The sequence below is a fragment of the Agromyces sp. 3263 genome, assembly GCF_031456545.1.
In the GTDB taxonomy this organism is placed as follows: Bacteria; Actinomycetota; Actinomycetes; order Actinomycetales; family Microbacteriaceae; genus Agromyces.
Genome location: NZ_JAVDUV010000001.1, coordinates 2,759,355 through 2,785,092, shown reverse-complemented (window position 1 = coordinate 2,785,092; position 25,738 = coordinate 2,759,355). Strand labels below are relative to the sequence as shown.

Annotated in this window: 26 protein-coding genes; 12 read left to right on the top strand and 14 right to left on the bottom strand. The window is 71.1% G+C overall.

All coding sequences use genetic code 11. The features are described from left to right. Positions 1 to 66 precede the first annotated feature (66 nt). The gene (locus J2X63_RS12710) at positions 67 to 747 is read right to left on the bottom strand and encodes a response regulator transcription factor (protein WP_159603026.1); all 681 of its coding nucleotides are present in this window, start codon (positions 745 to 747) and stop codon (positions 67 to 69) included. After that, positions 744 to 2,027 carry an ATP-binding protein gene (locus tag J2X63_RS12705; RefSeq protein WP_309977593.1) on the bottom strand — a complete coding sequence of 428 codons (1,284 nt, stop codon included), beginning with the start codon at positions 2,025 to 2,027 and terminating at the stop codon, positions 744 to 746. Before J2X63_RS12705 ends, J2X63_RS12710 begins: the two co-directional genes overlap by 4 nt. Positions 2,028 to 2,214: 187 nt before the next feature. Between J2X63_RS12705 and phoU the strand changes: the two genes are divergently transcribed. Next, a complete protein-coding gene (gene phoU / locus J2X63_RS12700) occupies positions 2,215 to 2,883 on the top strand; it encodes a phosphate signaling complex protein PhoU (protein ID WP_309977592.1) in 669 nt (222 codons plus the stop codon). 67 nt (positions 2,884 to 2,950) lie between these two features. On the opposite strand, the gene J2X63_RS12695 is transcribed toward phoU, so the two are convergent. Continuing rightward, entirely contained in the window at positions 2,951 to 3,697 is a 747-nt protein-coding gene (locus J2X63_RS12695) for a phosphoglyceromutase (RefSeq protein WP_309977591.1), read from the bottom strand. Positions 3,698 to 3,773: 76 nt separating this feature from the next. Between J2X63_RS12695 and J2X63_RS12690 the strand changes: the two genes are divergently transcribed. Then, the gene (locus J2X63_RS12690) at positions 3,774 to 4,583 is read left to right on the top strand and encodes a class I SAM-dependent methyltransferase (protein WP_309977589.1); all 810 of its coding nucleotides are present in this window, start codon (positions 3,774 to 3,776) and stop codon (positions 4,581 to 4,583) included. A 16-nt stretch (positions 4,584 to 4,599) separates the two neighbouring features. Here the strand turns inward: J2X63_RS12690 and J2X63_RS12685 are convergent, their stop codons facing one another. The 4 genes from J2X63_RS12685 to J2X63_RS12670 form a co-directional block, all read right to left on the bottom strand. Then, positions 4,600 to 5,679, bottom strand: coding sequence for an FUSC family protein (locus tag J2X63_RS12685; protein ID WP_309977587.1), 1,080 nt, complete (start codon positions 5,677 to 5,679; stop codon positions 4,600 to 4,602). Continuing rightward, positions 5,676 to 6,833: a folate-binding protein gene (locus J2X63_RS12680; protein WP_309977585.1), complete on the bottom strand. Its 1,158-nt coding sequence runs from the start codon at positions 6,831 to 6,833 to the stop codon at positions 5,676 to 5,678. Before J2X63_RS12680 ends, J2X63_RS12685 begins: the two co-directional genes overlap by 4 nt. After that, a complete protein-coding gene (locus tag J2X63_RS12675; protein ID WP_309977583.1) occupies positions 6,833 to 7,441 on the bottom strand; it encodes an FABP family protein in 609 nt (202 codons plus the stop codon). Before J2X63_RS12675 ends, J2X63_RS12680 begins: the two co-directional genes overlap by 1 nt. Positions 7,442 to 7,580: 139 nt before the next feature. Further along, the gene (locus J2X63_RS12670; protein ID WP_309977581.1) at positions 7,581 to 7,895 is read right to left on the bottom strand and encodes a hypothetical protein; all 315 of its coding nucleotides are present in this window, start codon (positions 7,893 to 7,895) and stop codon (positions 7,581 to 7,583) included. A 77-nt stretch (positions 7,896 to 7,972) separates the two neighbouring features. On the opposite strand from J2X63_RS12670, the gene J2X63_RS12665 reads away from it, so the two are divergent. The 7 genes from J2X63_RS12665 to pstB all read left to right on the top strand — a co-directional run bounded on the left by J2X63_RS12665 (position 7,973) and on the right by pstB (position 16,026). Further along, entirely contained in the window at positions 7,973 to 8,665 is a 693-nt protein-coding gene (locus tag J2X63_RS12665) for a response regulator transcription factor (protein WP_309977579.1), read from the top strand. Positions 8,666 to 8,710: 45 nt separating this feature from the next. Further along, the gene (locus J2X63_RS12660; RefSeq protein ID WP_309977577.1) at positions 8,711 to 10,885 is read left to right on the top strand and encodes an RNA degradosome polyphosphate kinase; all 2,175 of its coding nucleotides are present in this window, start codon (positions 8,711 to 8,713) and stop codon (positions 10,883 to 10,885) included. Next, positions 10,882 to 11,820: an NUDIX hydrolase gene (locus J2X63_RS12655; RefSeq protein ID WP_309977575.1), complete on the top strand. Its 939-nt coding sequence runs from the start codon at positions 10,882 to 10,884 to the stop codon at positions 11,818 to 11,820. Before J2X63_RS12660 ends, J2X63_RS12655 begins: the two co-directional genes overlap by 4 nt. A gap of 175 nt (positions 11,821 to 11,995) precedes the next feature. Then, the gene (gene pstS, locus J2X63_RS12650; RefSeq protein ID WP_309977574.1) at positions 11,996 to 13,087 is read left to right on the top strand and encodes a phosphate ABC transporter substrate-binding protein PstS; all 1,092 of its coding nucleotides are present in this window, start codon (positions 11,996 to 11,998) and stop codon (positions 13,085 to 13,087) included. A 101-nt stretch (positions 13,088 to 13,188) separates the two neighbouring features. Next, complete coding sequence (gene pstC, locus J2X63_RS12645) at positions 13,189 to 14,127, top strand: phosphate ABC transporter permease subunit PstC (protein WP_159603702.1); 939 nt, start codon at positions 13,189 to 13,191, stop codon at positions 14,125 to 14,127. Beyond that, complete coding sequence (pstA, locus tag J2X63_RS12640) at positions 14,127 to 15,224, top strand: phosphate ABC transporter permease PstA (protein WP_309977571.1); 1,098 nt, start codon at positions 14,127 to 14,129, stop codon at positions 15,222 to 15,224. The genes pstC and pstA overlap by 1 nt, the downstream gene beginning before the upstream one ends. A gap of 22 nt (positions 15,225 to 15,246) precedes the next feature. Beyond that, the gene (pstB, locus tag J2X63_RS12635) at positions 15,247 to 16,026 is read left to right on the top strand and encodes a phosphate ABC transporter ATP-binding protein PstB (protein WP_309977569.1); all 780 of its coding nucleotides are present in this window, start codon (positions 15,247 to 15,249) and stop codon (positions 16,024 to 16,026) included. Positions 16,027 to 16,054: 28 nt separating this feature from the next. Here the strand turns inward: pstB and J2X63_RS12630 are convergent, their stop codons facing one another. Both J2X63_RS12630 and J2X63_RS12625 read right to left on the bottom strand, forming a co-directional pair. Further along, positions 16,055 to 16,942, bottom strand: a complete 888-nt coding sequence (locus J2X63_RS12630; protein WP_309977568.1) for an aminodeoxychorismate lyase — start codon at positions 16,940 to 16,942, stop codon at positions 16,055 to 16,057. A gap of 276 nt (positions 16,943 to 17,218) precedes the next feature. Then, positions 17,219 to 17,857: a DNA-directed RNA polymerase subunit beta gene (locus J2X63_RS12625; RefSeq protein WP_309977567.1), complete on the bottom strand. Its 639-nt coding sequence runs from the start codon at positions 17,855 to 17,857 to the stop codon at positions 17,219 to 17,221. 600 nt (positions 17,858 to 18,457) lie between these two features. On the opposite strand from J2X63_RS12625, the gene J2X63_RS12620 reads away from it, so the two are divergent. After that, complete coding sequence (locus J2X63_RS12620; RefSeq protein ID WP_309977566.1) at positions 18,458 to 18,715, top strand: hypothetical protein; 258 nt, start codon at positions 18,458 to 18,460, stop codon at positions 18,713 to 18,715. Between the two features lie 273 nt (positions 18,716 to 18,988). On the opposite strand, the gene J2X63_RS12615 is transcribed toward J2X63_RS12620, so the two are convergent. The 3 genes from J2X63_RS12615 to sigK form a co-directional block, all read right to left on the bottom strand. Next, complete coding sequence (locus tag J2X63_RS12615; RefSeq protein ID WP_309977564.1) at positions 18,989 to 20,029, bottom strand: LLM class F420-dependent oxidoreductase; 1,041 nt, start codon at positions 20,027 to 20,029, stop codon at positions 18,989 to 18,991. Between the two features lie 102 nt (positions 20,030 to 20,131). Continuing rightward, complete coding sequence (locus tag J2X63_RS12610; protein ID WP_309977562.1) at positions 20,132 to 21,028, bottom strand: anti-sigma factor; 897 nt, start codon at positions 21,026 to 21,028, stop codon at positions 20,132 to 20,134. Continuing rightward, on the bottom strand, positions 21,025 to 21,603 hold the full coding sequence (sigK, locus tag J2X63_RS12605; RefSeq protein WP_309977560.1) for an ECF RNA polymerase sigma factor SigK: 579 nt from the start codon (positions 21,601 to 21,603) through the stop codon (positions 21,025 to 21,027). The genes J2X63_RS12610 and sigK overlap by 4 nt, the downstream gene beginning before the upstream one ends. A gap of 298 nt (positions 21,604 to 21,901) precedes the next feature. On the opposite strand from sigK, the gene J2X63_RS12600 reads away from it, so the two are divergent. Together J2X63_RS12600 and J2X63_RS12595 are read left to right on the top strand one after the other, a co-directional pair. Further along, entirely contained in the window at positions 21,902 to 22,567 is a 666-nt protein-coding gene (locus J2X63_RS12600) for a fasciclin domain-containing protein (protein ID WP_309977558.1), read from the top strand. Positions 22,568 to 22,724: 157 nt separating this feature from the next. Next, entirely contained in the window at positions 22,725 to 23,900 is a 1,176-nt protein-coding gene (locus tag J2X63_RS12595) for a MarP family serine protease (RefSeq protein ID WP_309977555.1), read from the top strand. Between the two features lie 36 nt (positions 23,901 to 23,936). Here J2X63_RS12595 and J2X63_RS12590 read toward each other — a convergent pair whose 3' ends face one another. Both J2X63_RS12590 and J2X63_RS12585 read right to left on the bottom strand, forming a co-directional pair. Beyond that, positions 23,937 to 24,869 (bottom strand): aldose 1-epimerase family protein, encoded by a 933-nt coding sequence (locus J2X63_RS12590; protein ID WP_309977554.1) that lies wholly within the window; start codon positions 24,867 to 24,869, stop codon positions 23,937 to 23,939. Next, positions 24,866 to 25,711 carry a DeoR/GlpR family DNA-binding transcription regulator gene (locus J2X63_RS12585; protein ID WP_309977552.1) on the bottom strand — a complete coding sequence of 282 codons (846 nt, stop codon included), beginning with the start codon at positions 25,709 to 25,711 and terminating at the stop codon, positions 24,866 to 24,868. Before J2X63_RS12585 ends, J2X63_RS12590 begins: the two co-directional genes overlap by 4 nt. Between the last annotated feature and the right edge of the window lie 27 nt (positions 25,712 to 25,738).

The window sequence follows — 25,738 nt, the reverse complement described above, 5'->3', positions numbered from 1 at the left end:
CTTCCGAAGGGGCGGATGCCGCGGCATCCGCCCCTTCGTCGTGTCGGCGCTGAGGCGCCCAGTCGCTCAGGCCTCGAAGCGGTAGCCCAGTCCCCGCACGGTGACGAGCTGAACGGGCTCCGAGGGCTCCGCCTCGATCTTCGAGCGGATGCGCTTGATGTGCACGTCGAGCGTCTTGGTGTCGCCGAAGTAGTCGGAGCCCCAGACCCGGTCGATCAGCTGGCCGCGGGTCAGCACGCGGCCGGGATTGCGCATGAGCAGCTCGAGCAGCTCGAATTCCTTCAGCGGCATGGGCACGGGGTCGCCGTCCACCTCGACCGTGTGCCGGTCGACGTCCATGCGCACGCGCCCGCCCTCGAGGATCGCCTCGTCGAAGTCCTCCACCTCGATGCGGCGCCGGAGCACGGCCCTAATCCGGGCGAGCAGCTCCCGCGTCGAGTACGGCTTGGTCACGTAGTCGTCGGCGCCGAGCTCGAGGCCCACCACGATGTCGATCTCGGAGTCCTTCGCGGTGACCATGATGATCGGCACGGTCGAGCGGGTGCGCAGCTCCCGGCACACCTCGGTGCCCGGCAGCCCGGGCAGCATCAGGTCGAGCAGCACGAGGTCCGCGCCGTCCTGGTCGAACGCCGCGATGGCCGACGGGCCGTCCGCGGCGACGACCACCTCGTAGCCCTCGCGCTCCAGTAGGAAGCTCAGCGGGTCGCTGAGGGCGATCTCGTCTTCGACGAGCAGGATGCGGGTCAACTCGGTTCTCCTCGGTCGGGGGTGGCCACACGGGCGGCGCGGTCGGCGCCCTTCCGGGCAGCGCGGTCGCTGGTCTTGCCCGAGCTCGCGGGGCGCGGCTGGTCGGGCTGCTGCTTCGGCTGCGAGGGGACTCGCTCGGGGCCGTCGGCGGGCAGCGCGTCCTCGGCGCGTGGCAGCCGGATGATGAAGGTCGAGCCGCGACCCGGCGTCGACCACACGCGCACGTCGCCGCCGTGGTTCTGCACGGTGTGCTTCACGATGCTGAGTCCGAGCCCGGTGCCGCCGGTGTTGCGCGAACGGGCCTGGTCGACGCGGTAGAAGCGCTCGAAGACGCGCTCGAGGTCGTCGCCCTCGATGCCGATGCCCTGGTCGGTGACGGCGATCTCCACCGTGTCGCCGACCACCTTCGCCCCGACGCCCACCCGGCCGCCCTCGTTCGAGTACGCGATGGCGTTGGCGATGAGGTTGTGCACCGCCACGATCATGAGCGAGCGGTCGCCGTAGACGATGGCCTTGTTGGAGGTGCGCACGGCGATCTCCACGTGCTTCGCCGTCGCGACCACGCGGTTCTGGTCGACCGCCGCCGCCACCACGTCGTCGACGCGCACGCGGACGTCGGGTCGGAGGGCGTCGCGCGCCTGCAGCCGCGACAGCTCGATGACCTCGCTCGTGATGTGCGCGAGGCGGCTCGCCTCGACCGTCAGCCGGCCGGCGAAGCGCCGCACCTGCTCGGGCTCGTCGGCCGCCTGGTCGAGCGCCTCGGCGAGCAGGCTCACCGACGCGATCGGCGTCTTCAGCTCGTGGCTGATGTTCGCGACGAAGTCGCGTCGCACCTCGTCGAGCCGGTGCGCCTCGGTGCGGTCCTCGGCGAGGAGGAGGACGAATCGGGTGCCGAGGCGCGCCACGCGGACGCGCAGCCTGATGGTGCCCTCGCCGTAGGGACCTCGCGCGACGTCGATCTCCTCGACCACGGCCTCACCCGTGCGTCGCACGCCGGCGACGAGGTCGAGGAGCTCGGGATGCACGAGCGCCTGCTGGCGCACGAGGCCCATGGCCAGGGCACCGGGCGAGGCCCTGAGCACGTTGTTCGACGGATCGAGGACGACGCCCGCCGACTCGAGCACCTCGAGCACCTGGTCGATGCCGTCGGGGATGGTGGGCGCGACCACCCGCGCCGCACTCGATCCGCGCCGTTCGGCGATGTGCAGAACGATCATGAAGGCGGCGCCGATGAAGACGCCGAAGGCCAGCGCCGTGAGCACCAGCCACATGGAGTCCATGGGTTCACCCTAACCAGTGCGATCGGCTGCTCCGCCCGCTGCGCCCGGCCCCCCGGCGGTAGGTTAACGAGTGTTCAGGCTCCCGGTACCTGTTGTTCACCCGTCGCGGGGATGATGTCCGGGGCCGGATGAGACCGGTGCGTCCGCGCGCGCTTCGGCGCCGGACCGAACAGACAAGGATTTCCACATGCGTGAGGTGTTCCAGCAGGAACTGCGCGAGGTGCAGGACCGACTCGTCGAGATCGCCGAGCTCGTGGCCATCTCGATCGAGAAGGCCACGCGGGCGTTCAACGAGTCCGACGTGAGCCTGGCCGAAGAGGTGATCGCCGAGGACCCGCGCATCGACCAGGCCACGTTGGCGCTCGACGAGCACGCGGTCACCATCCTCGCGCGGCAGCAGCCCGTCGCCCGAGATCTCCGCATCGTCGTGAGTGCGCTTCGCATCAGCGCCTCGCTCGAGCGCATGGGCGACCTGGCGACGCACATCTCGCAGCTCGCCCGCTACCGGTTCCCCGACAAGGTGGTGCCCAAGTCGCTCCGCGGCACCTTCGCCGAGATGGGCGCGCTCGACGTCGAGATCTCGCAGAAGCTCGCCGAGCTCCTGCGCAGCGAGGACGTCAACCTCGCCGAGGAGATCCGCAACGAGGACGACAAGGTCGACGCGCTGCACCTCTCGGTCTTCGACCGGGTGCTGGGCGAGAAGTGGAAGGGCGAGGCCGTCGACACCGTCGACGCCACGCTGGCGAGCCGGTATCACGAGCGGTTCGCCGACCACGCGGTGGCCATCGCGAAGATGGTGCAGTACCTCGCGACCGGCGACTGGGACCCCGAGAAGTCGGCGGCCTCGTCGCTCTGAGCCGAGACGCGCATGACGAAGGGCGGGGGATGTCGCATCCCCCGCCCTTCGTCGTGTGCCGGTGCGGCTACTTCTTGCCTTGGGCGGCGACGGCGGCCGCGCCCGCCGCGGCGGCCTCGGGGTCGAGGTAGCGGCCGGGCTCGAGCGGCATGTAGTCGTCGCCCAGGTCGTAGACCAGCGGGATGCCGGTGGGGATGTTGAGCTCGGCGATGTCGTCGTCGGAGATCCCGTCGAGGTGCTTCACGAGGGCGCGGAGCGAGTTGCCGTGGGCGGTGACCAGCACCGTCTTCCCGGTGGCGAGGTCGGGGATGATGTCCGACTCCCAGTACGGGAGCATTCGCGCGATGACGTCCTTCAGGCACTCGGTGCGCGGCAGCTCGTCGTCGGCGAGGTCGGCGTAGCGCGGGTCGCCGACCTGCGACCACTCGGCATCGTCGGCGAGCACCGGCGGCGGGACGTCGAAGGATCGACGCCAGAGCTGGAACTGCTCGGGACCGTACTTCTCCAGCGTCTCGGCCTTGTCGAGCCCCTGCAGCGCGCCGTAGTGACGCTCGTTGAGCCGCCAGGATCGGCGTACGTCGATCCAGGCGCGGTCGGCGACGTCGAGGGCGATGTTCGCGGTCTGGATGGCGCGGGTGAGCACCGAGGTGTGCTGCACGTCGGGCAGCACCCCCTGCTCGACGAGGAGCTCGCCGGCACGCTTCGCCTCCTGGAGGCCGAGTTCGCTGAGTCGCACGTCGACCCATCCGGTGAACAGGTTCTTCTGGTTCCATTCGCTGTTGCCGTGGCGCAGCAGCACGAGCGTGTGAGGCATGGGGAACAGCCTAGCCGCGGCGCATCCCCGACCCCTCCTGCGAGACCTCCGGCGTCGTGCTGCGAGACTTGGGGGCATGCCCGTCGGATCGATCACGCGCGGCACGACGAACACCAACCGGCTGCGCCGCGTCGACCGGTGGATCGCCGAGCAGCCCGCCCTCCGCCATGCCGCCGACCCCTTCGTCGTCGACCTCGGTTTCGGCGCGAGCGCCGTGACGACGTTCGAGCTCGCCGCACGCCTCATCCGGTCGCGCCCCGACGTGGAGGTGCTCGGGCTCGAGATCGACCCGGCACGGGTCCGCACCGCGCGCGAGCAGCTCGACCGCACGCGCGCCGGCGACGGGCACTTCCCCGCCGGCCTGCCCGTCACGTTCGGCCTCGGCGGCTTCGAGGTGCCGACGCCAGACGCACGCCGCCCCGCGGTGATCCGCGCGTTCAACGTGCTCCGGCAGTACGACGAGGCCCAGGTCGACGAGGCCTGGCGGCGCATGTCGGCGCGCCTCGCGCCCGGCGGTCTCGTGGTCGAGGGCACCTGCGACGAACTCGGCCGGGTGTCGAGCTGGGTGGGCGTCACGGCCGAGGGGCCGCGCACCTTCACGATCAGCCTGCGCCGGTCGGGCCTCGAGCGGCCCTCGATCGTCGCCGAGCGGCTGCCGAAGGCGCTCATCCACCGCAACGTGCCCGGCGAGCGCATCCACGAGCTGCTCGCGACCCTCGACCGCGCCTGGCGGGTGCACGCGCCGATGTCGGTCTACGGCGGTTCGCAGCGGTGGATCGCCGCCGTGGCCACCCTCCGGCACGAGGGCTGGCCCGTGATCGGCGGGCCGCGTCGCTCACGCCTCGGGGAGCTCACCTTGCCGTGGGACGCCGTCGCGCCCGTCTGAACGCCGACCTCCCGCCTCAGTCGGCGGGGAGCAGCTCCCGCGCCCCGTCGAGGTCGAGCCCGGTCGCGGTCAACAGGTCGACGAGGTAGGGCCGCAGCGCGGTGATCGTGTTCCGGTCGCCGACCGGACCGTCGGGCAGGATCGCCACGGGATCCAGATGGCGCGCGATCTCGGCGAACGACTGCCGCGCGACCGGCTGCGCCGACACGTCGCGCATCGAGTCGGCGAGGGGTCCCAGCGCCACCGCGACGCGAGCGTGCACGTCGGCGACCTCGGGCCGGGCTCGTCCGTCGCGCAGCACCCATTCGATCCGGCGCGCGATGATGCGCAGGTTCCTCGTCGCGAGGTCGAGCCCGCCGAGCATCACCCGCTGGCGCTCGAGGTCGAACTTCGCCCGGTGCACGATCGGCGAGACGCGCGCGATCGCGAGTCCCGAGTCGACCGACGCCATCCACGCCTCGACGAGCGGCTGCGTCGCCCTGGCCCGCGAGAGCGCCCGGCCCGCCACATCCGTGCTCCCCGACCGCAGCGCTTCGGCGAGCTCGCCGAGCACCGCCACGTGCTCGTCGATGAGGCGACGCCCCTCACGCGTGGCCGCGCGGTAGGGGTCGCGCGGGATGATCGCCGTGGCGGCGAGCGCGAACGCCCCGCCCACGATGGCGTCGACCGTGCGCACGAACGGGCCACCGGCGGGCGCGGGCACGAGCATGACGAGCGAGCACTGCACGGCGGCCGCGATGGCGAAGGCCGCGTTCGCCGACACCAGCCGCGCGAGCGCGAGCGTGAGGGCCAGTGCCAGCGCGTACTGCCAGATGCCGGCGCCGAACGCGAGCAGCAGCACCTCGGCGAGCACGATGCCGAGCGTCATCGCGACCACGGTCTCGAGCACCCGCACCGGGCGCGCGTCGCGCACGAAGCCGAGCGCGGTGATCGCGACGATCGCCGCGATCAGCGGCTGCGCATGGCCGAGCACGAGTGAGGCGAAGGCGTATGCCGCGACGGCCGTGACCGTGATCTGCAGGATCGCGGGAAGGGAGTCGCGGACCCGGATCGAGCCCGCCGCGAGGCGCGCGCCGACCCGGCCCGAGGCGCTCACTTGCGGATGCCGAGCCTCGGCAGTCTGGGCACGTCGACGGCGGCACCGGCGTCGGCGGGGACGATCTCGACCTGTGCGGCGGCGACGTCGATGCCGTGGCTCTCGACGATGAGGGGCAGGTCCGCGGGCACCGCGCGCTTCACGACCGCGAGCGCCACCGGGCCGAGCTCGTGGTGCATGGCGCTCGAGGTGACGTGGCCGACCTCGCGTCGCTCGGGCGCCTCGCCCTCGGCGGGCTCGGGCCGCACCTTCTCGCCCACCACGACGTCGCCCGGGGCGGGAAGCACCGTGTCGCTGCCGTCGAGGTGCAGGAGCACGAGGCGGCGCGGCGGCCGGCCGAGGTTCAGCACCTTGGCCACGGTCTCCTGCCCCTTGTAGCAGCCCTTGCCGAGGTCGACCGCGCTGCGCAGCCAGTCGAGCTCGTGCGGGATGGACCGCTCGTCGACCTCGGTCGCCAGCCTCGGCCGCCACGCCGCGATGCGCAGCGCCTCGGCCGCGAGCGAGCCGGCCACGGCCACGCGACCGGCCCGTACGGCGGCGGCCGCCTCGGCGAGCGCGGAGCGCGGCACGATGCGTTCGATCCAGTGCCAGTCGGACGCCGGGTGGCCGGCGTCGGCCGCGTAGCGGTGCGCGTTCGGGGCCGGCGACGACCACGGGTCGGCCCAGTCGAGCGGCACCCCCGCCGGCGCGTACGCCGGCACCGCGGCATCGAGGGCCGACGACGACATCGCGGCGACGACCGCCAGCTCGCCCGATCGGTCGGCGACCTCGACGCGCAGCATGAACCGCATGCGGTCGAGGAAGGCGGCCAGCGGGGCGGCATCCGTGCCCTCGACGATGAGCCACGCGGTCTCGCCGTCGTCGACGACGTGCACCACGTGCTCGATGCGACCGGACGCGTCGAGGAAGAGCGCCTCAGCGGCGACGCCGGGCGAGAGCCGGTCGAGCGCCTGGCTCGCCATCGAGTGCAGCCAGCTGAGTCGGTCGGGCCCCGTGACCGAGAGCACCCCACGGTCGGAGAGGTCGACGATCGCCTGCCCGCCCTCGAGGCGGCGCTGCTCGACGATGGGGTTGCCGTAGTGGCCGGGCACGCCGACGTCGACGCCCTCGGCGGGCACGGCACCGGGCAGCGCGAGGAAGGGCGATCCGGTCATCAGTCGACCTTCGCGAGTCGGGCGGACGCGTGCGTGCGCAGGTCCTGCCCGAGGGCGGCGATGTCCCAGGCCCACAGCAGGTGGCCCTCGACGAGGCCGTAGAGGCGGGTGGCGGCCGCGTAGTCCTTCGCGCCGGCGGTGCGCATGACGGCGTCCGTGGCGAGGTCGATGCGCGGCCCCTTGACCTGCCCGAGGTAGAGCTCGGCGACACCTCCGGGGTGCACGAGCGAGACCTCGAGGTCGAACCCGCCGGTCGCATTGCGCAACGTTTCGACGGACTCCGCGTCGGGATAGCGGTTCTCGCCCACGGCGGGCAGCAGCGCGGGGCCGGGGTCGCCCTCCCCCAGCGGGCGCTCGATGCGCCAGTAGCCCGTCTCGGTCGCGAGCGGCCTCGGGTCGCCGTCGGGCTCCTCGGGGAAGAGCCACGTGTACGACGTGTAGTTCAGGTGCGGCAGGCCGTCATGGCTGAAGCTCACGCGCTGGCCGAACTCATGGGTGATCGACTCGTCGCCCACCTTGTAGTCGATGACGCCCGAGCCCTCCCAGACCCCGATGAGCCAGGAGAGCGGCACGAGCTCGGCCGGAAGGTCGACGGGAAGCTCGATCATCGGATCAGCGCTGGCCCTTGAAGAGCTTGTACACGACGACGCCGCTGATCCACGCGATGGCGAGGCTCGCGAGCCCGAGCAGGCCGATGAAGAGGAGTTCGAGGGCGAGCAGCTGCGACATGGCGTCGAGTCTACCCGCTCACCCGAAGGCGACGGGCGCCACGGCGATCGCCGCGATGAGCATCACCACGGCCGCACCGGCGATGCTCGTGCTGGTGCGCGTGACGAAGCCGCCGGGCTTCCGCGACGCGAGTTCGACGATGAGCGCGGCCAGCACGGATGCCGCGAACGCGACGCACAGCGCGCCGTAGACCCCGAGCGACGACGCGTCGCCGAACCACGCACCGGTGCCCGAGTACGCGCCGGAGACGACGAGGACCGCCCCGACCGCCGCGATGGCCCAGACGAGCACGATCCGCGGCCAGCCGCCCCGTGTCTCAGAGCCCGCTCGCATGTTCCCCCCGTTCGCGTCGCACAGCCGGTGTCCGGCGTCACGTAGTATTGACCGCACCTTACTACTGGAGGGTGTGCGTGGCGCAGTTACTGATCCTGTCGCCGGCGGCAAACGATGAGGTTCTCCCGGCGTTGTCACTCCTGACTCACCGAACGAGGGTCATCCCCGCTTCGCCTGAGCAGCTGGTCAGAGCGCCAGAATCCGATCTCGTGTTCCTCGACGCCCGCACGAACCTCGCGGGCGCGAAGGCGCTGTCGCAGATCCTTCGCACGACTGGGCTGTCGGTCCCGCTCCTGCTCATCGTCACGGAGGGCGGCCTCACCGCGGTCACGCCCGACTGGGGCGTCGACGACGTGGTGCTCATGGACGCCGGGCCGGCGGAGGTCGATGCGCGCATCCGCCTCGCCCTGGGCCGGGCACAGTCCGCGCAGCCGTCGGAGCGCATCCAGACCTCCGGAGTCGTCATCGACGAGGCCAGCTACTCGGCGAAGGTGCACGGCCGCACGCTCGACCTCACCTACAAGGAGTTCGAGCTGCTCCGCTTCCTGGCCGCGCACCCCTCGCGCGTGTTCACCCGCGAGCAGCTGCTCAGCGAGGTGTGGGGCTACGACTACTTCGGCGGCACTCGGACGGTGGACGTGCACGTGCGGCGCCTCCGGGCCAAGCTCGGCGACCTCGACAGCCTCATCGGCACCGTCCGCAACGTGGGCTACCGCTTCAACGTGCACGAGGAAGACGACCAGGGCGCGCCGACCGTCACCGCACGTTAACGTCGCACCCCTCGCCTGCGGCGGGCCGGGTGGCATGATGAGTGGATGACCGACAGCGCCCTCGACGAAGACCGCACCGCCAGCGACTTCGACGACGACTTCGAGCCGTTCGACATCGAGGGCGCGCCCGAACTTCCCGCCGAACGCTACCTCGACCGCGAGCTCAGCTGGCTCGCGTTCAACCAGCGCGTGCTGGAGCTCGCCGAGGATCCGCTGCTCCCCGTGCTGGAGCGCGCCAACTTCCTCGCGATCTTCGCGTCGAACCTCGACGAGTTCTTCATGGTGCGGGTCGCGGGCCTGAAGCGCCGCATCGTCACGGGTCTCGCGGTGCCCACGAACGTGGGTCGCGCCCCGCAGGACGTACTGAGCGACATCTCGAGGAAGGCGCACGAACTGCAGGAGCGGCACGCCGCCGCGTACCAGGAGCTCGTGAAGCCCGCCCTCGCCGAGGCCGGCATCCGCGTCGTCGCCTGGTCCGACCTGGGCGAGCGCGAGACGGCCCACCTGCGCGCCTACTTCTCGGCCCAGATCTTCCCAGTGCTCATGCCGCTCGCGGTGGATCCGGCGCATCCGTTCCCCTACATCTCGGGCCTCTCGCTGAACCTGTCGGTGCGCGTGCGCAACAGCCGCACGGGCCGGCAGGAGTTCGCCCGCGTCAAGGTGCCGCAGATGCTGCCGCGCTTCGTGCGCGTCGACCCCGACGAGTCGATCGAGCAGGCCAGGTACGTCACCCTCGAGGACCTCATCGCCAACCACCTCGGCGACCTGTTCCCGGGCATGGAGATCGTCGAGCACCACGTGTTCCGCATCACCCGCAACGAGGACGTCGAGATCGAGGAGGACGAGACCGAGAACCTCATCAAGGCGCTCGAGAAGGAGCTCCTCCGGCGCCGCTTCGGTCCGCCCATCCGCCTCGAGATCACCGAGGACATGGACGACGTGACGCTGGGCCTCCTCGTGCGCGAGCTCGACGTCACCGAGCAGGAGGTCTTCCGCCTTCCCGCGCCGCTCGACCTCGGCGGGTTGTTCGACCTGGCCAGGCTCGACCGTCCCGAACTGCACTACCCCACCCACGTGCCCACGACGAACGCGCACCTGCTGCCGTCGGAGCCGAACCGCCAGGCAGACATCTTCAAGGCCGTCTCGCGACAGGACGTGCTCCTCCACCACCCCTACGAGTCGTTCGCGACGAGCGTGCAGGCCTTCCTCGAACAGGCGGCCGCCGACCCCGACGTGCTCGCCATCAAGCAGACGCTCTACCGGACGTCGGGCGACAGCCCCATCGTCGAGGCGCTCATCGACGCGGCCGAGTCCGGCAAGCAGGTGCTCGCCCTCGTCGAGATCAAGGCACGCTTCGACGAGCAGGCGAACATCTCGTGGGCCCGCAAGCTCGAGAAGGCGGGCGTGCACGTCGTCTACGGCCTCGTCGGGCTGAAGACCCACTGCAAGCTCGCCCTCGTGATCCGGCAGGAGAAGGGGGGACTCCGCCACTACAGCCACATCGGCACGGGCAACTACAACCCCAAGACGAGCCGCATCTACGAGGACCTCGGCCTGCTGACCGCCGACGACCAGGTCGGCAAGGACCTCACCCGCCTCTTCAACGAGCTCTCGGGCTACGCGATCGAGAAGAAGTTCAAGCGCCTGCTCGTGGCACCCCTGCACCTGCGCAAGGGCCTGCTCAAGCTCATCGCCGCCGAGACGCGCAACGCCGAGGCCGGCCGGCCCAGCGGCATCCGGATCAAGGTGAACTCGATCGTCGACGAGGCCATCATCGACGCGCTCTACCGGGCGTCGAACGCCGGCGTGCCCGTCGACGTCTGGGTGCGCGGCATCTGCAGCCTGCGCCCGGGCATCCCCGGGCTCAGCGAGAACATCCGGGTGCGCTCCATCCTCGGGCGCTACCTCGAGCACTCGCGCATCTTCTCGTTCCTGAACGACGGCGACCCGCAGGTGTTCATCGGCTCGGCCGACATGATGCACCGCAACCTCGATCGTCGCGTCGAGGCGCTGGTGCGGCTCGTCGACCCCGAGCACCTCACCGAGATCGCATCCCTGTTCGACCGCGCCATGGACGACCGCACGAGCGCGTGGCACCTGTCGGGCGACGGCGAGTGGGTGCGGCATTGGATCGACGACGCCGGGCATCCGCTGGAGGACATGCAGTCGAAGCTGATGCAGCAGATCGGCCAGCGTACCCGTCCGGGGAAGCGGCGTTGACCGCCACGGCCATCTACGCGGCCGGCGCCGTGTGCTGGCGCGTCATCGACGGCCGGATCCACGTGCTCGTCGTGCACCGCACCGCGTACGGTGACGTGACCATCCCCAAGGGCAAGGTCGACCCCGGCGAGTCGCTCCCCCGCACGGCCGTGCGCGAGATCGCCGAGGAGACCGGCCTCGACGTCGCGCTCGGCGTGCCGCTCGGCGTCTCGCGCTACCCGCTGCCCAGCGGGCGCGAGAAGATCGTGCACTACTGGGCCGCCGAGGTGAGCGATCGCGCCGTCCAGCGATCGACGTTCAAGCCGAACTCCGAGATCGCCGCCCTCGAGTGGGTCACGGTGAAGCGCGCCCGCGGCTACCTCAGCCACCAACCCGACGTCGAGATCCTCGACACGTTCGCGAAGCTGCTCGACCAGGGCGTCACGAGCACCTTCCCGCTCCTTCTGGTGCGCCACGGCAAGGCCGTCTCACGGGGCGGATGGAAGGGCACGGATGCCGCGCGCCCCCTCGCCGAGCGCGGCGTGCAGCAGGCGGCCGCGCTCGTCGACACGATCACCGCGTGGGCGCCCCGGCGCATCGTCACCTCGCCCGCGGTGCGCTGCGTCACCACGGTCGCGCCCCTCGCCGCCGCCACCGGCATCCCGATCAAGCGCGACGAGGGCATCAGCCAGGACGCCTGGGAGTCGGGCAACGACGAGGTGCGCCGCGTCGTCGGCAAGCGCGTGCGCGCTGGCAAGCCGGCCGTGATCTGCGGACACGGTCCCGTGCTGCCCGAGATGGTGCGCGAGATCGCCTTGGCGACGGCCACGCCGCTCGGTTCGTACGTGACGGATGCCGCGGGGCTCGAGCCCGGCGCCTTCAGCGTGGTGCACCTCTCGGCCACGAATTCCGGCTCGGGCATCGTCGCCATCGAGACGCACGCGCCCCGCGCCTGACGCCGTCCCGAGGGCGGCTTCCGGGGAACTCCCAGCCCGCGGCATCCGTGCGACAGGGCTCGTTCACCTGCCGTTTACCGTCGTGGCGGAAGCTCGTAAGGCGCGCGGCCTAGCGTCGCAGGCGGGCCGGCACCCGGCCCATCCCCTGCAATCAAGAACCCCGGAAGGGAATCACGTGAACCTCAAGCGTTTCGGCGTGCCCGTCGTCGTCGCCATCACCGCGGCGATCGCGCTCAGCTCCTGCGCCGCGAACGAGGGCGGCGCCGCCGCCCCGGAGTCGGCCTCGTCGCTCTCGGGCAACCTCGTCGGCGCCGGCGCGTCCTCGCAGGATGCCGCACAGCAGGCGTGGATCGCCGGCTTCCAGACGGCCAACCCCGACGTGACGATCGACTACGACCCCTCGGGCTCGGGCGCAGGCCGCGAGACCTTCCTCGAGGGTGCGAGCGACTTCGCCGGCTCGGACCGCGCATTCAAGGACGAGGAGATCGCCGCGGGCGGCTTCGCCAAGTGCGCCGCCGACACGTCGGTGGTCGAGCTGCCCATGTACATCTCCCCCATCGCGGTGATCTTCAACGTCGAGGGCGTCGACACGCTCAACCTCGACGCCGCGACCATCGCGGGCATCTTCGCCGGCAACATCACGAAGTGGAACGACGAGGCCATCGTCGCGCTGAACCCCGACGCGACGCTGCCCGACCTGGCGATCACGCCCGTGCACCGCTCCGACGACTCGGGCACCACCGAGAACTTCACCGACTACCTCGGCGCCGCGGCCCCCGACGTGTGGACGTACGAGGCCGACGGCGTCTGGCCGTTCGAGGGCGGCGAGGCCGCACAGGGCACCTCGGGCGTCGTCGACGCGGTGACCAACGGCACCGGCACCATCGGCTACGCCGACGCCTCGCGCGCCGGCGACCTGGGCACCGTCGCGGTGCAGGTCGGCGACGACTTCGTCGAGTTCTCGCCCGAGGCCGCCGCGGCCATCGTCGACGCCTCGCCCGAGGCCGAGGGTCGCGCCGACGGCGACATCGCCATCGAGATCGACCGCACCTCCGAGGAGGCCGGCGTCTACCCGATCGTGCTGGTGAGCTACATCATCGGCTGCCAGGACTACGAGGACGACGAGAACGTCGAGCTCGTGAAGTCGTACTTCTCGTACATGGCCAGCCCCGAGGGCCAGAACGTGGCGGCTGACGCCGCCGGCTCTGCGCCGATCTCGGACACCCTGCGCGAGCAGATCACGGCTGCGATCGACTCGATCCAGTAGTAGGTTCGTGCCCGACCCCGACGTTTCCTCATGAACGCGACGGGGTCGGGCACGGTCATGTCCCACGATCCACCACCACCTGAACTCGAGGATCACGCCAGATGAGCACCGCCACCACCGCCATCAAGGCGAAGCAGCGACCGGGCGACCGGGTCTTCTCGGGCTCCGCGGTCTTCGCGGGATCGATGATCCTCGTCACGCTCGCCGCCGTCGCCGTCTTCCTGATCGTGCAGAGCCTTCCCGCGCTCATCGCGAGCCACGAGGATGCGTCGATCCTCACCGACAACTTCTGGAACTACGTCGGTCCCCTGCTCTTCGGCACGGTCTGGGCCGCCGCGCTCGCCCTGCTCATGGCGATCCCCGTCTCGATCGGCATCGCCCTCTTCATCTCGCACTACGCGCCGCGCCGTCTCGCCTCGGTCCTGGGCTACATCGTCGACCTGCTCGCCGCGGTGCCGTCCGTGGTGTTCGGCCTCTGGGGCATCGGCGTGCTCGCCCCGGCGGTGCAGCCGGTGTACTCCTGGCTCGTCGACAACTTCGGCTGGTTCCCCCTCTTCGCCGGCCCCGTCTCGGGCACCGGCCGCACGATCCTCACCGCCGCGATCGTGCTCGCCGTGATGGTGCTGCCGATCATGACCGCGATCTGCCGCGAGGTGTTCCTGCAGACCCCGGTCCTCCACGAGGAGGCCGCACTCGCCCTCGGCGCCACCCGGTGGGAGATGATCCGCACCGCCGTGCTGCCCTTCGGCCGCTCGGGCATCGTCTCGGCCGCCGTGCTCGGCCTCGGCCGGGCGCTCGGCGAGACGATGGCGGTGGCCATGGTGCTCTCCGCCAGCGGCGCCGTCACGTTCAAGCTGCTCACCTCGGTGAACCCGTCGACGATCGCGGCGAACATCGCCCTGACGTTCCCCGAGGCCTACGGCATGAACGTCAACGTGCTCATCGCGACGGGCCTCATCCTCTTCATCGTGACCTTCGTGGTCAACGCCATCGCACGCTGGATCGTCAGCCGCCGCAAGGAATTCTCGGGAGCCAACTGATGTCCGTCACGACGAAGCCCGAGCCCACCGCCGTCGCGGTGCCCATCGAGAACTCCCTCACCGCCGGGCGCCTGCCCACCCCCGCACCGTGGATGATCCTCGGCGCAGCCATCCTCGTCGCCGCCGCGATCTTCGGCGTCCTGGCCCTCGCCGACGGCAGCGGATTCAACTGGGGCGGCGCGCTGCTCGTCGGCGCCGTGCTCTACATCCCGTCGATCTGGCTCTTCTCGATGCTCGTCGAGGGCCGCCGGCGGGCCATGGACCGCCTCGTCACGGCGCTCGTGACCGGTGCATTCGTGCTCGCGATGATCCCGCTCATCTCGCTCACCATCACCGTCATCACGTTCGGGCTCAACCGGTTCGACGCCGACTTCTTCACGATGTCGATGCGCAACGTGACCGGCGAGGGCGGCGGCGTGCTGCACGCGATCGTCGGCACGGTGCTCATGACGGGCACCGCGGCGATCATCTCCATCCCCATCGGCCTGATGACCTCGATCTACCTCGTCGAGTACGGCCGCGGCCGCCTCGCGCGGGGCATCACGTTCCTCGTCGACGTCATGACCGGCATCCCGTCGATCGTCGCCGGCCTGTTCGCCTACGCCCTGTTCTCGATCTTCCTGGGGCCGGGCACCCGCACGGGCATCGCCGGCGCCGTGGCCCTGTCGGTGCTGATGATCCCCGTGGTCGTGCGGTCGAGCGAGGAGATGCTGCGCCTCGTGCCGAACGAGCTGCGCGAGGCGGCCTTCGCCCTCGGCGTGCCGAAGTGGCTGACCATCGTGAAGGTGGTGCTCCCGACCTCGATCGCCGGCATCACGACCGGCATCATGCTCTCGATCTCGCGGGTCATCGGCGAGACCGCCCCGCTCCTCATCGCGGCGGGGTTCACCCAGAGCATGAACTGGAACCTGTTCGACGGGCGCATGTCGTCGCTGCCCGTCTTCGTCTACACGCAGTACGCCAATCAGGGCAACCCACCCGAGGCGTACCTCGACCGCGCGTGGGCCGCCGCGCTCACCCTCATCCTCATCGTCATGGCGCTGAACCTCATCGCCCGTCTCGTCGCCAAGTTCTTCGCACCGAAGTTCGGCCGCTGACCCTCCCCCAGTAAGGAAATCCGTGTCAAAGCGCATCGAAGTCCGCGACCTCAACGTCTACTACAGCAAGTTCCTTGCCGTGGAGGGCGTGAGCCTCGAGATCGAGCCCCGCAGCGTCACCGCCTTCATCGGCCCGTCGGGCTGCGGCAAGTCGACCTTCCTCCGCACGCTCAACCGCATGCACGAGGTGATCCCCGGCGCGCGCGTCGAGGGCGAGGTGCTCGTCGACGGCAACAACCTGTACGACCCCGACGTCGACCCGGTGCTCGTGCGGCGCCAGGTGGGCATGGTGTTCCAGCGACCCAACCCGTTCCCCACGATGTCCATCAAGGAGAACGTGCTCGCGGGAGTGAAGCTCAACAACCGGCGCATCTCCAAGACGGATGCCGACGACCTCGTCGAGAAGTCCCTGCGCGGCGCCAACCTCTGGAACGAGGTCAAGGACCGCCTCGACCGCCCCGGATCGGGCCTCTCGGGCGGCCAGCAGCAGCGCCTCTGCATCGCCCGCGCCATCGCGGTGTCGCCCGAGGTCATCCTCATGGACGAGCCGTGCTCGGCGCTCGACCCGATCTCCACGCTCGCGATCGAGGACCTCATCGAGGAGCTCAAGCTGCAGTACACGATCGTCATCGTGACGCACAACATGCAGCAGGCCAGCCGCGTCTCCGACAAGACGGCGTTCTTCAACATCGCCGGCACCGGCAAGCCGGGCAACCTCATCGAGTACGCGGACACCACCACGATCTTCTCGAACCCGACCGTGCAGGCCACCGAGGACTACGTGTCGGGCCGCTTCGGCTGATCACCGTCCGATTCGCCGACGGCGACCGTCAGTCGCGCGGGCTCAGCAGGTACGCGTTGAGGTCGCGCGTCTCCTCCACGTCATAGGGCATCGGCCGGCCGTCGAGCTCGGTGATGCCCGCAGCCAGTCGCACGCTCGACACGAGCCACGCGGCATCCGCCGACCTGAGCTCGTCGACGGGGATGTCGCGGTACTCGGTGCGCCGACCGGATGCCTCGAGGTGCTCGAAGAGGCTCAGCTGGGTCGTGCCGTGCAGGATCGCGCCCGAGGGCGCGGGGGTGGACCAGACCTCGCCGTGCCGGAGGATGACGCTCGAGGTCGGGCCCTCCATGACGTAGCCGTCGCTCGTGACGAAGATCGTGTCGTCCGCGCCACGGCGGCGCGCCTCGCGGAGCGCCGCCATGTTGACGGCGTAGCTCAGCGTCTTCGCCCCGAGGAGCAGCCAGGGTGCGCGTTCCGCGGTGCCGCGGTCGTAGCCGCGATCGAGCGTGACGACGCGGATGCCGCGCTCGCGCACCGCGCTGAAGTCGGCCGCGGGCGCCACGTGCAACCACGCGGTGGGCGCAGGCCCGTGCTCGACGCCACGGCTCAGCACGAGCTTGAGCGCGAACTCGCCCGTCACCGGCAGGCCCGCGACGGCCCGCGCGATGGCCGCCTCCCACTGCGGGAGGTTCGGCTCGGGCAGCTCGCAGATGCGCGCTGAGTTGCGCAGCCGCTCGAGGTGCGGCCGCGCCTCCTGCGGGTGGCCGTCGACCACGCCGATGGTCTCGAAGATGCCGTCGCCGCGCTGCGTCGAGAGCTCGCCCACGCGGAGCGCGGGAGCCGACGCATCGACCTCGCGGAACGTGCCGTCGAGATCGGTCGCGGGGGCGTCGGCGGGCAGCGGTTCGATGAGCAGGGTGAGCGTGTCGGGCATGCTCCGATGCTACGCGGACGAGCCGACCGGCAGGGTCGACGACCGGGCGTCGTCCGCGCCGGGGCATGGAAATGCCGGGCCGCAGAACGCCTCTCGGCGCGAGGCCGCTCGGAGCGGCGAATATTGGAGCCCGGGGTTACTGCGGCCCGGCACATCAAGTGTAAACGAGGTCGGGGGGTGGTTCATTCCCGGGAGCGGGGCCGTCGCGGCATCCGCTTCGCTCCGGGGCACCCGGGGCAGCCTGGGGCACCCGGGGCCCGCAGGGCACCCGCCGACTCAGTCCAGGGCGTCGCGACGCCAGAGCCGGGCGCACGAGGAGAGCTCGTCGGCCAGCTGGGTGAGGCGCAGCGCCCGCTGGGTCAGCTCGCCGGGGCGATCGGGGTGCACCGCGTCCGCGGCATCCGCATCGTCGGCGAGGCTCGTGAAGCCCGCCGCGACGACCCGCGAGAAGGCGGCGGCACGGTCGAGCGCCACCGCGAAGTCGCCGGCGAAGAGCCCGTGCAGGATGCGGTCGGCGAGCTCGCGCACCTCGTCGGGACCGGCCGGCACCGGTGCGCCCGCGACGACCTGGTCGATCGTGTGCGAGACCTCCGTGCCGCGCTGGAAGGCCAGGCTGATGCCCAGCGGGTCCTGTCGGATCAGGGTGCGCAGCAGGTAGACCCGCCAGAGCGCCCCCGGCAGGCTCTTCGCCGACGCGTGGGACCAGAGCTCGGCGATCGCGTCGATGCCGTGCTCGTCGGTGTAGGTGACGAGTCGCTCGACGACCGTCGGGTCGGGATCGGCACGCACCCGGGACAGGATCGCGGCCGCGGTGTCGTGGGCGACCCGGCTCACGTGAGCCGGATCCTCGGCGCCGAGGTAACCCTCGAACATGCCGTTCGGAAAGCGAGTGGGTCGATGGAAGTCGGAAGCCATTACGGCAAGGCTACTCGCCCCGGCTGGACGAGGGACCGGCATGCGGCTCCTGTTAGGGTGGTCGATGCCCCTATAGCTCAGTTGGTTAGAGCAACGGACTTCAACACAACAATGGAGCGCCAGCGCCGAAATGCGCTGGATGACCGCCGCTATATGCTGGAACGCCCTGAGAGCCGGCCGTACTCGCCTCGTTCGCGCGAGGCAGTGACAATCGGACCGGATTGGGTAATCAGCAGGTAACCGCAAGGGAACCTCAGAGACTACACGCGGCGCACCTGAACGATCCGGTCGAAGGTGAAGATATAGTCCAGACTGCAAGCCGCCACGGCGGTGGCTGGGGAAACCCAGTGCAGCAGGTTAATCCGTGGGTCCAGGGTTCGAGTCCCTGTGGGGGCACCGCCATATTGCATCTCGCCTGAGGCATGTCAAGGGCCTATCGACGCCCCGCAGCCCCGCGTAGAACTGATGTCACGGGTCGCAAGACCCGGACAGGCGGGCCGGGCCGACCGGCGCAGCGCAATCGACCACGCGCATCCCAGGACGCGTCGGCCGGTGCCGGTCCGCCATGAACGAACGCAATTCGATGGGGAATGGTGCGAGATGCTCGCGCGACAGGAAACGCAGGCCCGCTCCCGCGTGGAGCTCATGCCGCTGAGTCCGACGACGTGGCGTGTGTGCAACGATCGCTACGCCGACGGCGACCTCAGGCGCGTGGTCGGCTACCTCCAGACCATCGACGACGGGTACGAGATGCTGTGGATGCGTCCTCGCCCGGGAGTGGTCTACCGGTACGCGACGATGGATGCCGCAGTGACGGCGATCACCGCTCGGCTCGAACTCACCTCGGACCCCGACTGACGAGCCGACCCGCCTTGCCGTCAGCGACCCGTCGCCATGGGCACCGCCCGACGGGAGTCCGGGTCACGCGGAGGACTCGGACATCCCCGTCACGGCAGCTCCTCCCCAGGTTCCCCTTCCCGCACGGCGTCGAGCGGGTGACAACACGGTAGCCCCGCAAGCTCGCGGCCGGAAGGGGCATCCGCCGATCGACCGTGCGCGGAATGCGGGAATCCGGGAGCGGTTGTGGACCCCCGCAGTCGAAACCGTCGAAGCGATGTGCCCGAGCGCAGGTCAGCCGACGAGCGCCCGGAACCCCGACATCAGTGCGACGCGCTCGGCCGAGTCGCGAGCCAGCGGGGTGACCGACAGCGTGGTGACGCCCGCGGCACGGAACGCCTCGACCCGTTCGGCGACGTACGAAGCCGGACCGATGAGCGACACCGCGCGCACGAGCTCATCGGGCACCGCCGCGATGGCCTCGTCACGACGGCCCTCGAGGTAGAGGTCCTGGATGCGCGCCGCCTCCGCCTCGAAGCCGTAGCTCGAGATGAGGTCGTTGTAGAAGTTCTTGCCGCGGGCACCCATGCCGCCGACGTAGAGCGCCAGCTGCGGCTTCACGAGCGGCAGCACCGCCTCGGGATGATCGGTGATGGCGAGCGCCGGGCTGGCGAACACGTCGAGCGGGGCCAGGTCGGCGGACCGCTTGGCGGTGCCGGCCGCCAGCGCGTCGCCCCACACGTCGGCCGCCCGTTCGGGGTGGAAGAACATCGGCAGCCAGCCGTCGGCGATCTCCGCCGTCTGCTCGACGGACTTGGGGCCCAGGGAGGCGATCGTGATCGGGATGCGCTCGCGCACCGGGTGGTTGATGAGCTTCAGCGGCTTGCCGAGCCCCGTGCCCTCGCCGGCGGGCAGCGGGATGCGGTACTTCGCACCGTCGTGCACCACCGGCTCGCGCCGCCAGGTCATGCGGCAGATGTCGACGATCTCGCGGGTGCGGCCGAGCGGCGCGTCGTAGCGCACCCCGTGGAATCCCTCGATCACCTGGGGTCCGGATGCCCCGATGCCGAGCTCGAAGCGTCCGCCGGAGACGTAGTCCAGGCCCGCCGCCGTCATCGCCGTGAGCGTGGGGGTGCGCGTGTAGAGCTGCAGGATGCCCGACGCGAGCGTGATGGTCGACGTGCGCGCCGCGAGGAAGCCGAGCTGGCTCACCGCGTCGAACGAGTAGGCCTCCGGCACGGCGACGAGGTCGACGCCCGCCCGCTCGAGCTCGGCGACCTCGTCGGCGACCTCGCGGAATCCGCCTGCGTAGCTCAGGAACATGCCGACGCGCATCCATCACTCCTCGTCGTGTGCTGTGGCCCGGCGTGGTGTCGACGGGCACCTCAGACCATAACCGAGGACCGGCGCGCGGCCGCGTCGGTTGTGGGGACCCGACTACGTGGCGATGACGACGATCGGATCGGTGGTGGGTTGCGCTGAGCCGCCCTCGGGCTCGACCGTGACCCCCACGGCGACACCCGGGCTGAAGGAACCGTCGAGCACGCGCCACGTCTCGCCGCCGTTCGCGTCGAACGTGCCGGCGGCCGCGGCGCCCGAGTCGTCGATGTACCAGAGCTCGTAGGTCTGGCCGGCCTCGAGTGGCGGCAGTCCATCGACGACGACGCCCGACCGGCCCTTCGCGGCCGAGGTCACGAGCGTGATCTCGCCGCCGCCCGGAACCTCGTGGGTCTGCGACTGGGCGTCGGGCGCTGAAGCGATGGCGGCCATCTCGCGCTGGGCGCCCCAGCCGTTCGGGCCCGACCATCCGACGCCGAGCACGATGCCGGTGATGAGCACGACGGCCGCGGCGGCCGAGGCGATGAGCGCGACGGGCCGCTGGAACCAGCGGCGGTGCGCGGCGGACTCGACCGGGCCCGCGACGGAGGGCGGGGCTGCCGGCGCGGGCGTCGAAGCATCGACGGCTGCGGCATCCGGAACCGGCGCGGCATCCGGGACCGACGCGGCAGCCGTGACGGGAGCGGAGGCGACGTGCGCCCTCGGCTGCCCGGGCGACTGCTGCGGCGTGCGATCCAGCGCGGCCATGAGGCCGGCCTTCAGCGACGGCGGCGGCGTCACCGCTTCGGTCTGCTCGGCGAGATGCGACGCCGATCGCGCGTAGGCGTCGACCTCCTCGCGCAGTTCGGCGGAGTCGGCGAGCACGCGCTCGAACGCGACGCGCTCGTCGGGGTCGAGCGCGTCGAGCGCATAGGCCGCCGCGAGCCCCCGGTACGCCTCGACGGAGGCGGGCCGGCGATCCGAGCCGTCGTCGGGTCGCTCCTGGTCGTCGCTCATGTCGTCACCCCCAATGCCGTGCGGAGCCGGATCATGCCGTCTCGCAACCGGGTCTTGACGGTGCCGAGGGGCACCTGGAGTCGTTCGGCGATCTCGCTCTGGGTGAGGCCGCCGTAGTAGGCGAGCCGCACGCACTCGCGCTGCAGGTCGCTCAGCTCGCCGAGCGCGCCCTGCACCCGCTCGTGCTCGACGCTCGTCTCGGCGGCCTCGGCCACCGTGTCGACGGGAACGTCGAGATCGCGCACGCCGATGCGAAGGTCGCGATCGCGAGACGCCTGGGCGGAGCGGATGCGGTCGACGGCCCGGCGATGCGCCATGGTGAACATCCACGAGAGCGCGTTGCCCTTGTGGGCATCGAAGCGGGCGGCGGACTGCCAGATCTCGAGGTACACGTCCTGCGTCACCTCCTCGGCCTGCGCGGGATCGACGACCAGGCGGCGGATGAGGCCGAACAGGCGCGGGGCCGTCGCGTCGTAGAGCGCACTGAACGCGACGCGGTCACCGCGCCCGACGGACGCGAGCAACTCGTCGATGGTCGGGCGCGACGCCGACGTGCGATCACCGTCGTCTGCCATTGCGTCAAGCATGACAGATCGCTGCTGCGGCGCGGCACCGGTTGCGGCGCGCGCCGGAGGATAGGCGAGTGCACGGCTCATTCCTCGGCGGGGGCTGGGGTGGTCACGGGGGATCCTGCTCTCTCGGGTCGTCGGTGATTCGCAGCCGAAGGCAGAACCGATTGGTCGGACGCCGCCACGATCGGTGGCCGGATGCCGGGACGCGCCGATTCGCGATCGGTCCAATCCGTTCCCGAGCCCACGCCGAACCCCTCGCATCGGCCCCGAACGAGGCCGACTTCCACGAAGGAGTACACCGATGCGATCCTCGTCACGCAGCACTCGCACCGCCATCGCCGCCCTCTCGATCGTCGCACTCGCGACCCTCGGGCTCGCCGGCTGCAGCGCGAACGCAACGACCACCGAGAGCGAAGAGCCCATGACGTCCGAGTCGGCTGAGCCGACCGAGGAGGCCATGGAGATGGACCCGGCGGCCGACCTCGTCGGCGCCGGCTGCGCCGCCTACGCCGAGCAGGTGCCCGACGGCGCCGGATCGGTCGAGGGCATGTCGACCGACCCCGTGGCCGTTGCGGCCTCCAACAACCCGATCCTCACGACGCTGACCGCGGCCGTCTCGGGGCAGCTGAACCCCGACGTGAACCTCGTCGACACGCTCAACGGCGACGAGTTCACCGTGTTCGCTCCGGTCGACGACGCGTTCGCGAAGATCGACCCGGCGACGATCGAGGCGCTGAAGACGGATTCCGCGACGCTCACGAGCATCCTCACGTACCACGTGGTGCCCGGCCAGCTGTCGCCCGATGAGGTGGTCGGCACCCAGACCACCGTGCAGGGCGGCACCGTCGAGGTGACCGGCTCGGGTGACGACCTCATGGTCAACGACGCCAAGGTGATCTGCGGTGGCGTGCACACGGCGAACGCGACCGTGTACCTCATCGACACGGTGCTCATGCCCCCCATGTAGCACCCACCGTGCGAACGGCTCCGACGATCCGGCGTCGGAGCCGTTCTCGCGCGTCGGGCCGCAGGCCGTGCCCGCGCGCTTGCAGGTGTCTCCGAGCGGGATGGCGCAAGCTGGTCCTCCACGGACGTGCGACCCGACGCGACGGAACGGAGGCACCATGGGCTGGAGCCTGCTGCTCGACGTGTTGCTCGTGCTGGCCTTCATCGCCGCCGCCGTGCACGGGTACCGCGCGGGCCTCCTGCGCACCGCCGCCGGCCTCATCGGGCTCGTGCTCGGCGGCCTCGCCGCGTACCTCGTGATGCCGTGGGTGTCGGGGTTGGTCCCTGCACCGGAATGGCGCGCACCCGCGGCGATCGGGACGGCGCTGGTGCTCCTGTCACTCGGCGCGTGGCTCGGGGCCGTGGTCGGGCGTGCACTCCGCCGTGGAGCGCAAGCCGTGAAGCTCGGAGTGCTCGACCGCGTGCTCGGCGCCATCGGCAACCTCCTCGTCGCGGCCTTCGTGGTCGCGCTCGTCGCCTCCGGCGTGTCCGCGATGGGCGTGCCCGTGCTCTCGCCGGCCATCGCCGGCTCCCGCGTGCTCACCACGCTCGACCAGGTCACCCCCGCGCCGACCCGCACGCTGCTCGCCGAGATCCGCACCGCGGCGCTCGGCCAGGGCATCCCGTGGCTGGTGCAGGTGCTCGATGCGCCGACCGAGGCGCCCGAGTTGCCCTCGGGCGGCGTCGATGACGCCGAGCTCGCACGCGCGGCGACCTCGGTGGTGCGCGTCACCGGCACGGCCTTCCAGTGCGGCAGCAACCTGTCGGGCAGCGGCTTCGTCGTCGCCGACGACCGGATCGTCACCAACGCGCATGTGGTCGCCGGCGTCACCGAGCCGATCGTCGAGGCGCCCGGGCAGCCGGCGCTCGCCGGGCGCGTGGTGGCCTTCGACCAGGAGAACGACCTCGCCGTCATCGCCGTGTCGGGGTTGCTGACCCCGCCGCTGCCGATCGACGACCTCGCCACCGGCTCCGACGCCGCCGTGGCGGGTTACCCGTTCGGCGGTCCGCTCGAACTGCGCCCGGCCCGCGTGATGTCCGTCGGGCCGATCACCATCGAGGAAAGCGGCCGCACCTCGACGCGCGAGATCATGACGGTCGCCGCCGACGTCGACCACGGCAACTCGGGCGGTCCGGTGCTCACGGGTGACGGCGCCGTGGGCGGCGTGGTGTTCGCCAAGTCGGACTCCGTCGAGAACGTGGGCTACGCCATCCCGGTGTCGACGCTGTCGCCGCTCGCCGAGCAGGCGCCGTTGCTGGACGACGCGGTGGACTCGGGGTCGTGCGCCGACTGATCGGCCACACGGCCGAGCGGTGCAGCGCCGTCCGGCTCAGTCGGCCGTGAACCCCTCGAACCGGATGCCCCAGCTGACCTGCCACTCGTCACCCGGGTCGAGCCAGCGCAGCCCGCGACCCGAGTTGAACGCCTCGGCGGGAGCCGTCATCGGCTCCACGGCGATCGCCACGTCGCCGTCCTCGCCGGGGAACTCGCGGCTGGTGTAGACCTGCACGTAGTCGAACTCGTCGTCGGCCCAGATGGACACCGTTCGCCCGTCGGGCGCGGTGAGCGTGTGCAGCACGACACCGTCTTCGCTGGCCACCTCGCCGAACGCGTCGTCGAGGTGGAGGTCGCTCACACGCCGGCCGTCGCGCAGGTCCCACTCGGTGTCGTCGACGGGAACCTCGCCGGTGGGCAGCAGGCGGTCGTCGACCTCGATGTGGCTCGCCGCGTCCAGGCGCAGCGTGAGGTCGCCGGTGGGCACGCCGCCGATCTTCAGGTAAGGGTGCGAGCCGAGCGCGACCGGCGCCGCCTCGGCGCCCAGGTTCTCCACGTAGTGGGTGACCTTGAGGCCGTCGGCGACGAGCTCGTAGTGCACGGCGGTGCCGAGCAGGTAGGGGTAGCCGAGCTGCGGGTAGATCGTCGCCGAGAGGGTCACCGAGTCGCGCTCGCGGGCGATCGGCTTGTACTCGGTGTACCGCAGCAGGCCGTGGATGGCGTTGTTGCGGGCCGGCTCGGTGATGGCGAGCTGGTGCTCGACGCCGTCGTGGGTCCACCGGCCGTCGCGGATGCGGTTCGGCCACGGCGCGAGCACGATGCCGGCGCCCATGGGGGGCGCCTGGTCCTCGGCGTAGGGAGGAACGAGGTCGATGCCGTTGATGCTGAGGGTGCGGATGCCCGCAGCGACGGCCGTGATCGTGGCCTGCAGGTCGCCGCTCGACGTCGAGGTCTCGAGCACGAACTGCTCGCCCGTGGGAAGAGTCATGGATCCACTTTAGGGTCTCGGGCGAGGTGCACCGCGAGCCCCGACGCCTCGAGTTCGGCGACGAGCGGCGCCGGCGCCGCGGCATCCGTCACCAGCACGTCGAAGGCGTCGATCGGGGCGATGCGGCCCAGGTGCACCTCGCCGAGCTTCGAGCCGTCGGCAACCACGACGGCCCTGGCCGCGGCGCGCAGCATGAGCGCCTTCACCGCCGCCTCGGGCAGGTTCGCGTTCGTCACGCCGTGTGCCGGGTCGACGCCGTTGCAGCCGATGAAGGCGAGGTCGGCGTGCACCTCCTCGAGCATCGACCCGGCCAGCGGATGCACCAGCGAGTGCTGCTTCGGGCGCAGGGTGCCGCCCGTCACGACGACCGTGAAGCGCGGGATCTCGTCCTCGAGCTCGAGCGCGATCGAGAGGCCGTTCGTGAACACGACGAGGTCGTCGAGGTCGGCGCGGGCCCGCAGGGCGCGTGCGATCTGGAGGGTCGTCGTGCCGACGTCGAGGATGACGCTCTGGCCGCTGCGCACGAGCGACGCGGCGTACTCGCCGATCGACCGCTTCGGCTCCACGGATGCCGCGAGCGCCTCCTCGAAGCTCGGCTCGCGTTCGGGGCGCTCGGCCTCGAGCACCGACGAGGCGGGCACCGCTCCGCCGTGCACGCGGCGGATGGCGCCCTGCCGTTCGAGCGCATCGAGGTCGGCTCGGGCGGTCACCGTCGTGACGCCGAAGGCCGCGCTGAGCTCGGCGACGCGCACGAATCCGCGCTCGGCGACGAGGCCCAGGGCGAGCTGGCGTCGCCGGGGAGCGTCGAGGGGCGCGGGCGTGGCCGTCGCGGCATCCGTCATACCGGCATTCTCGGCGCCGAGCACGGC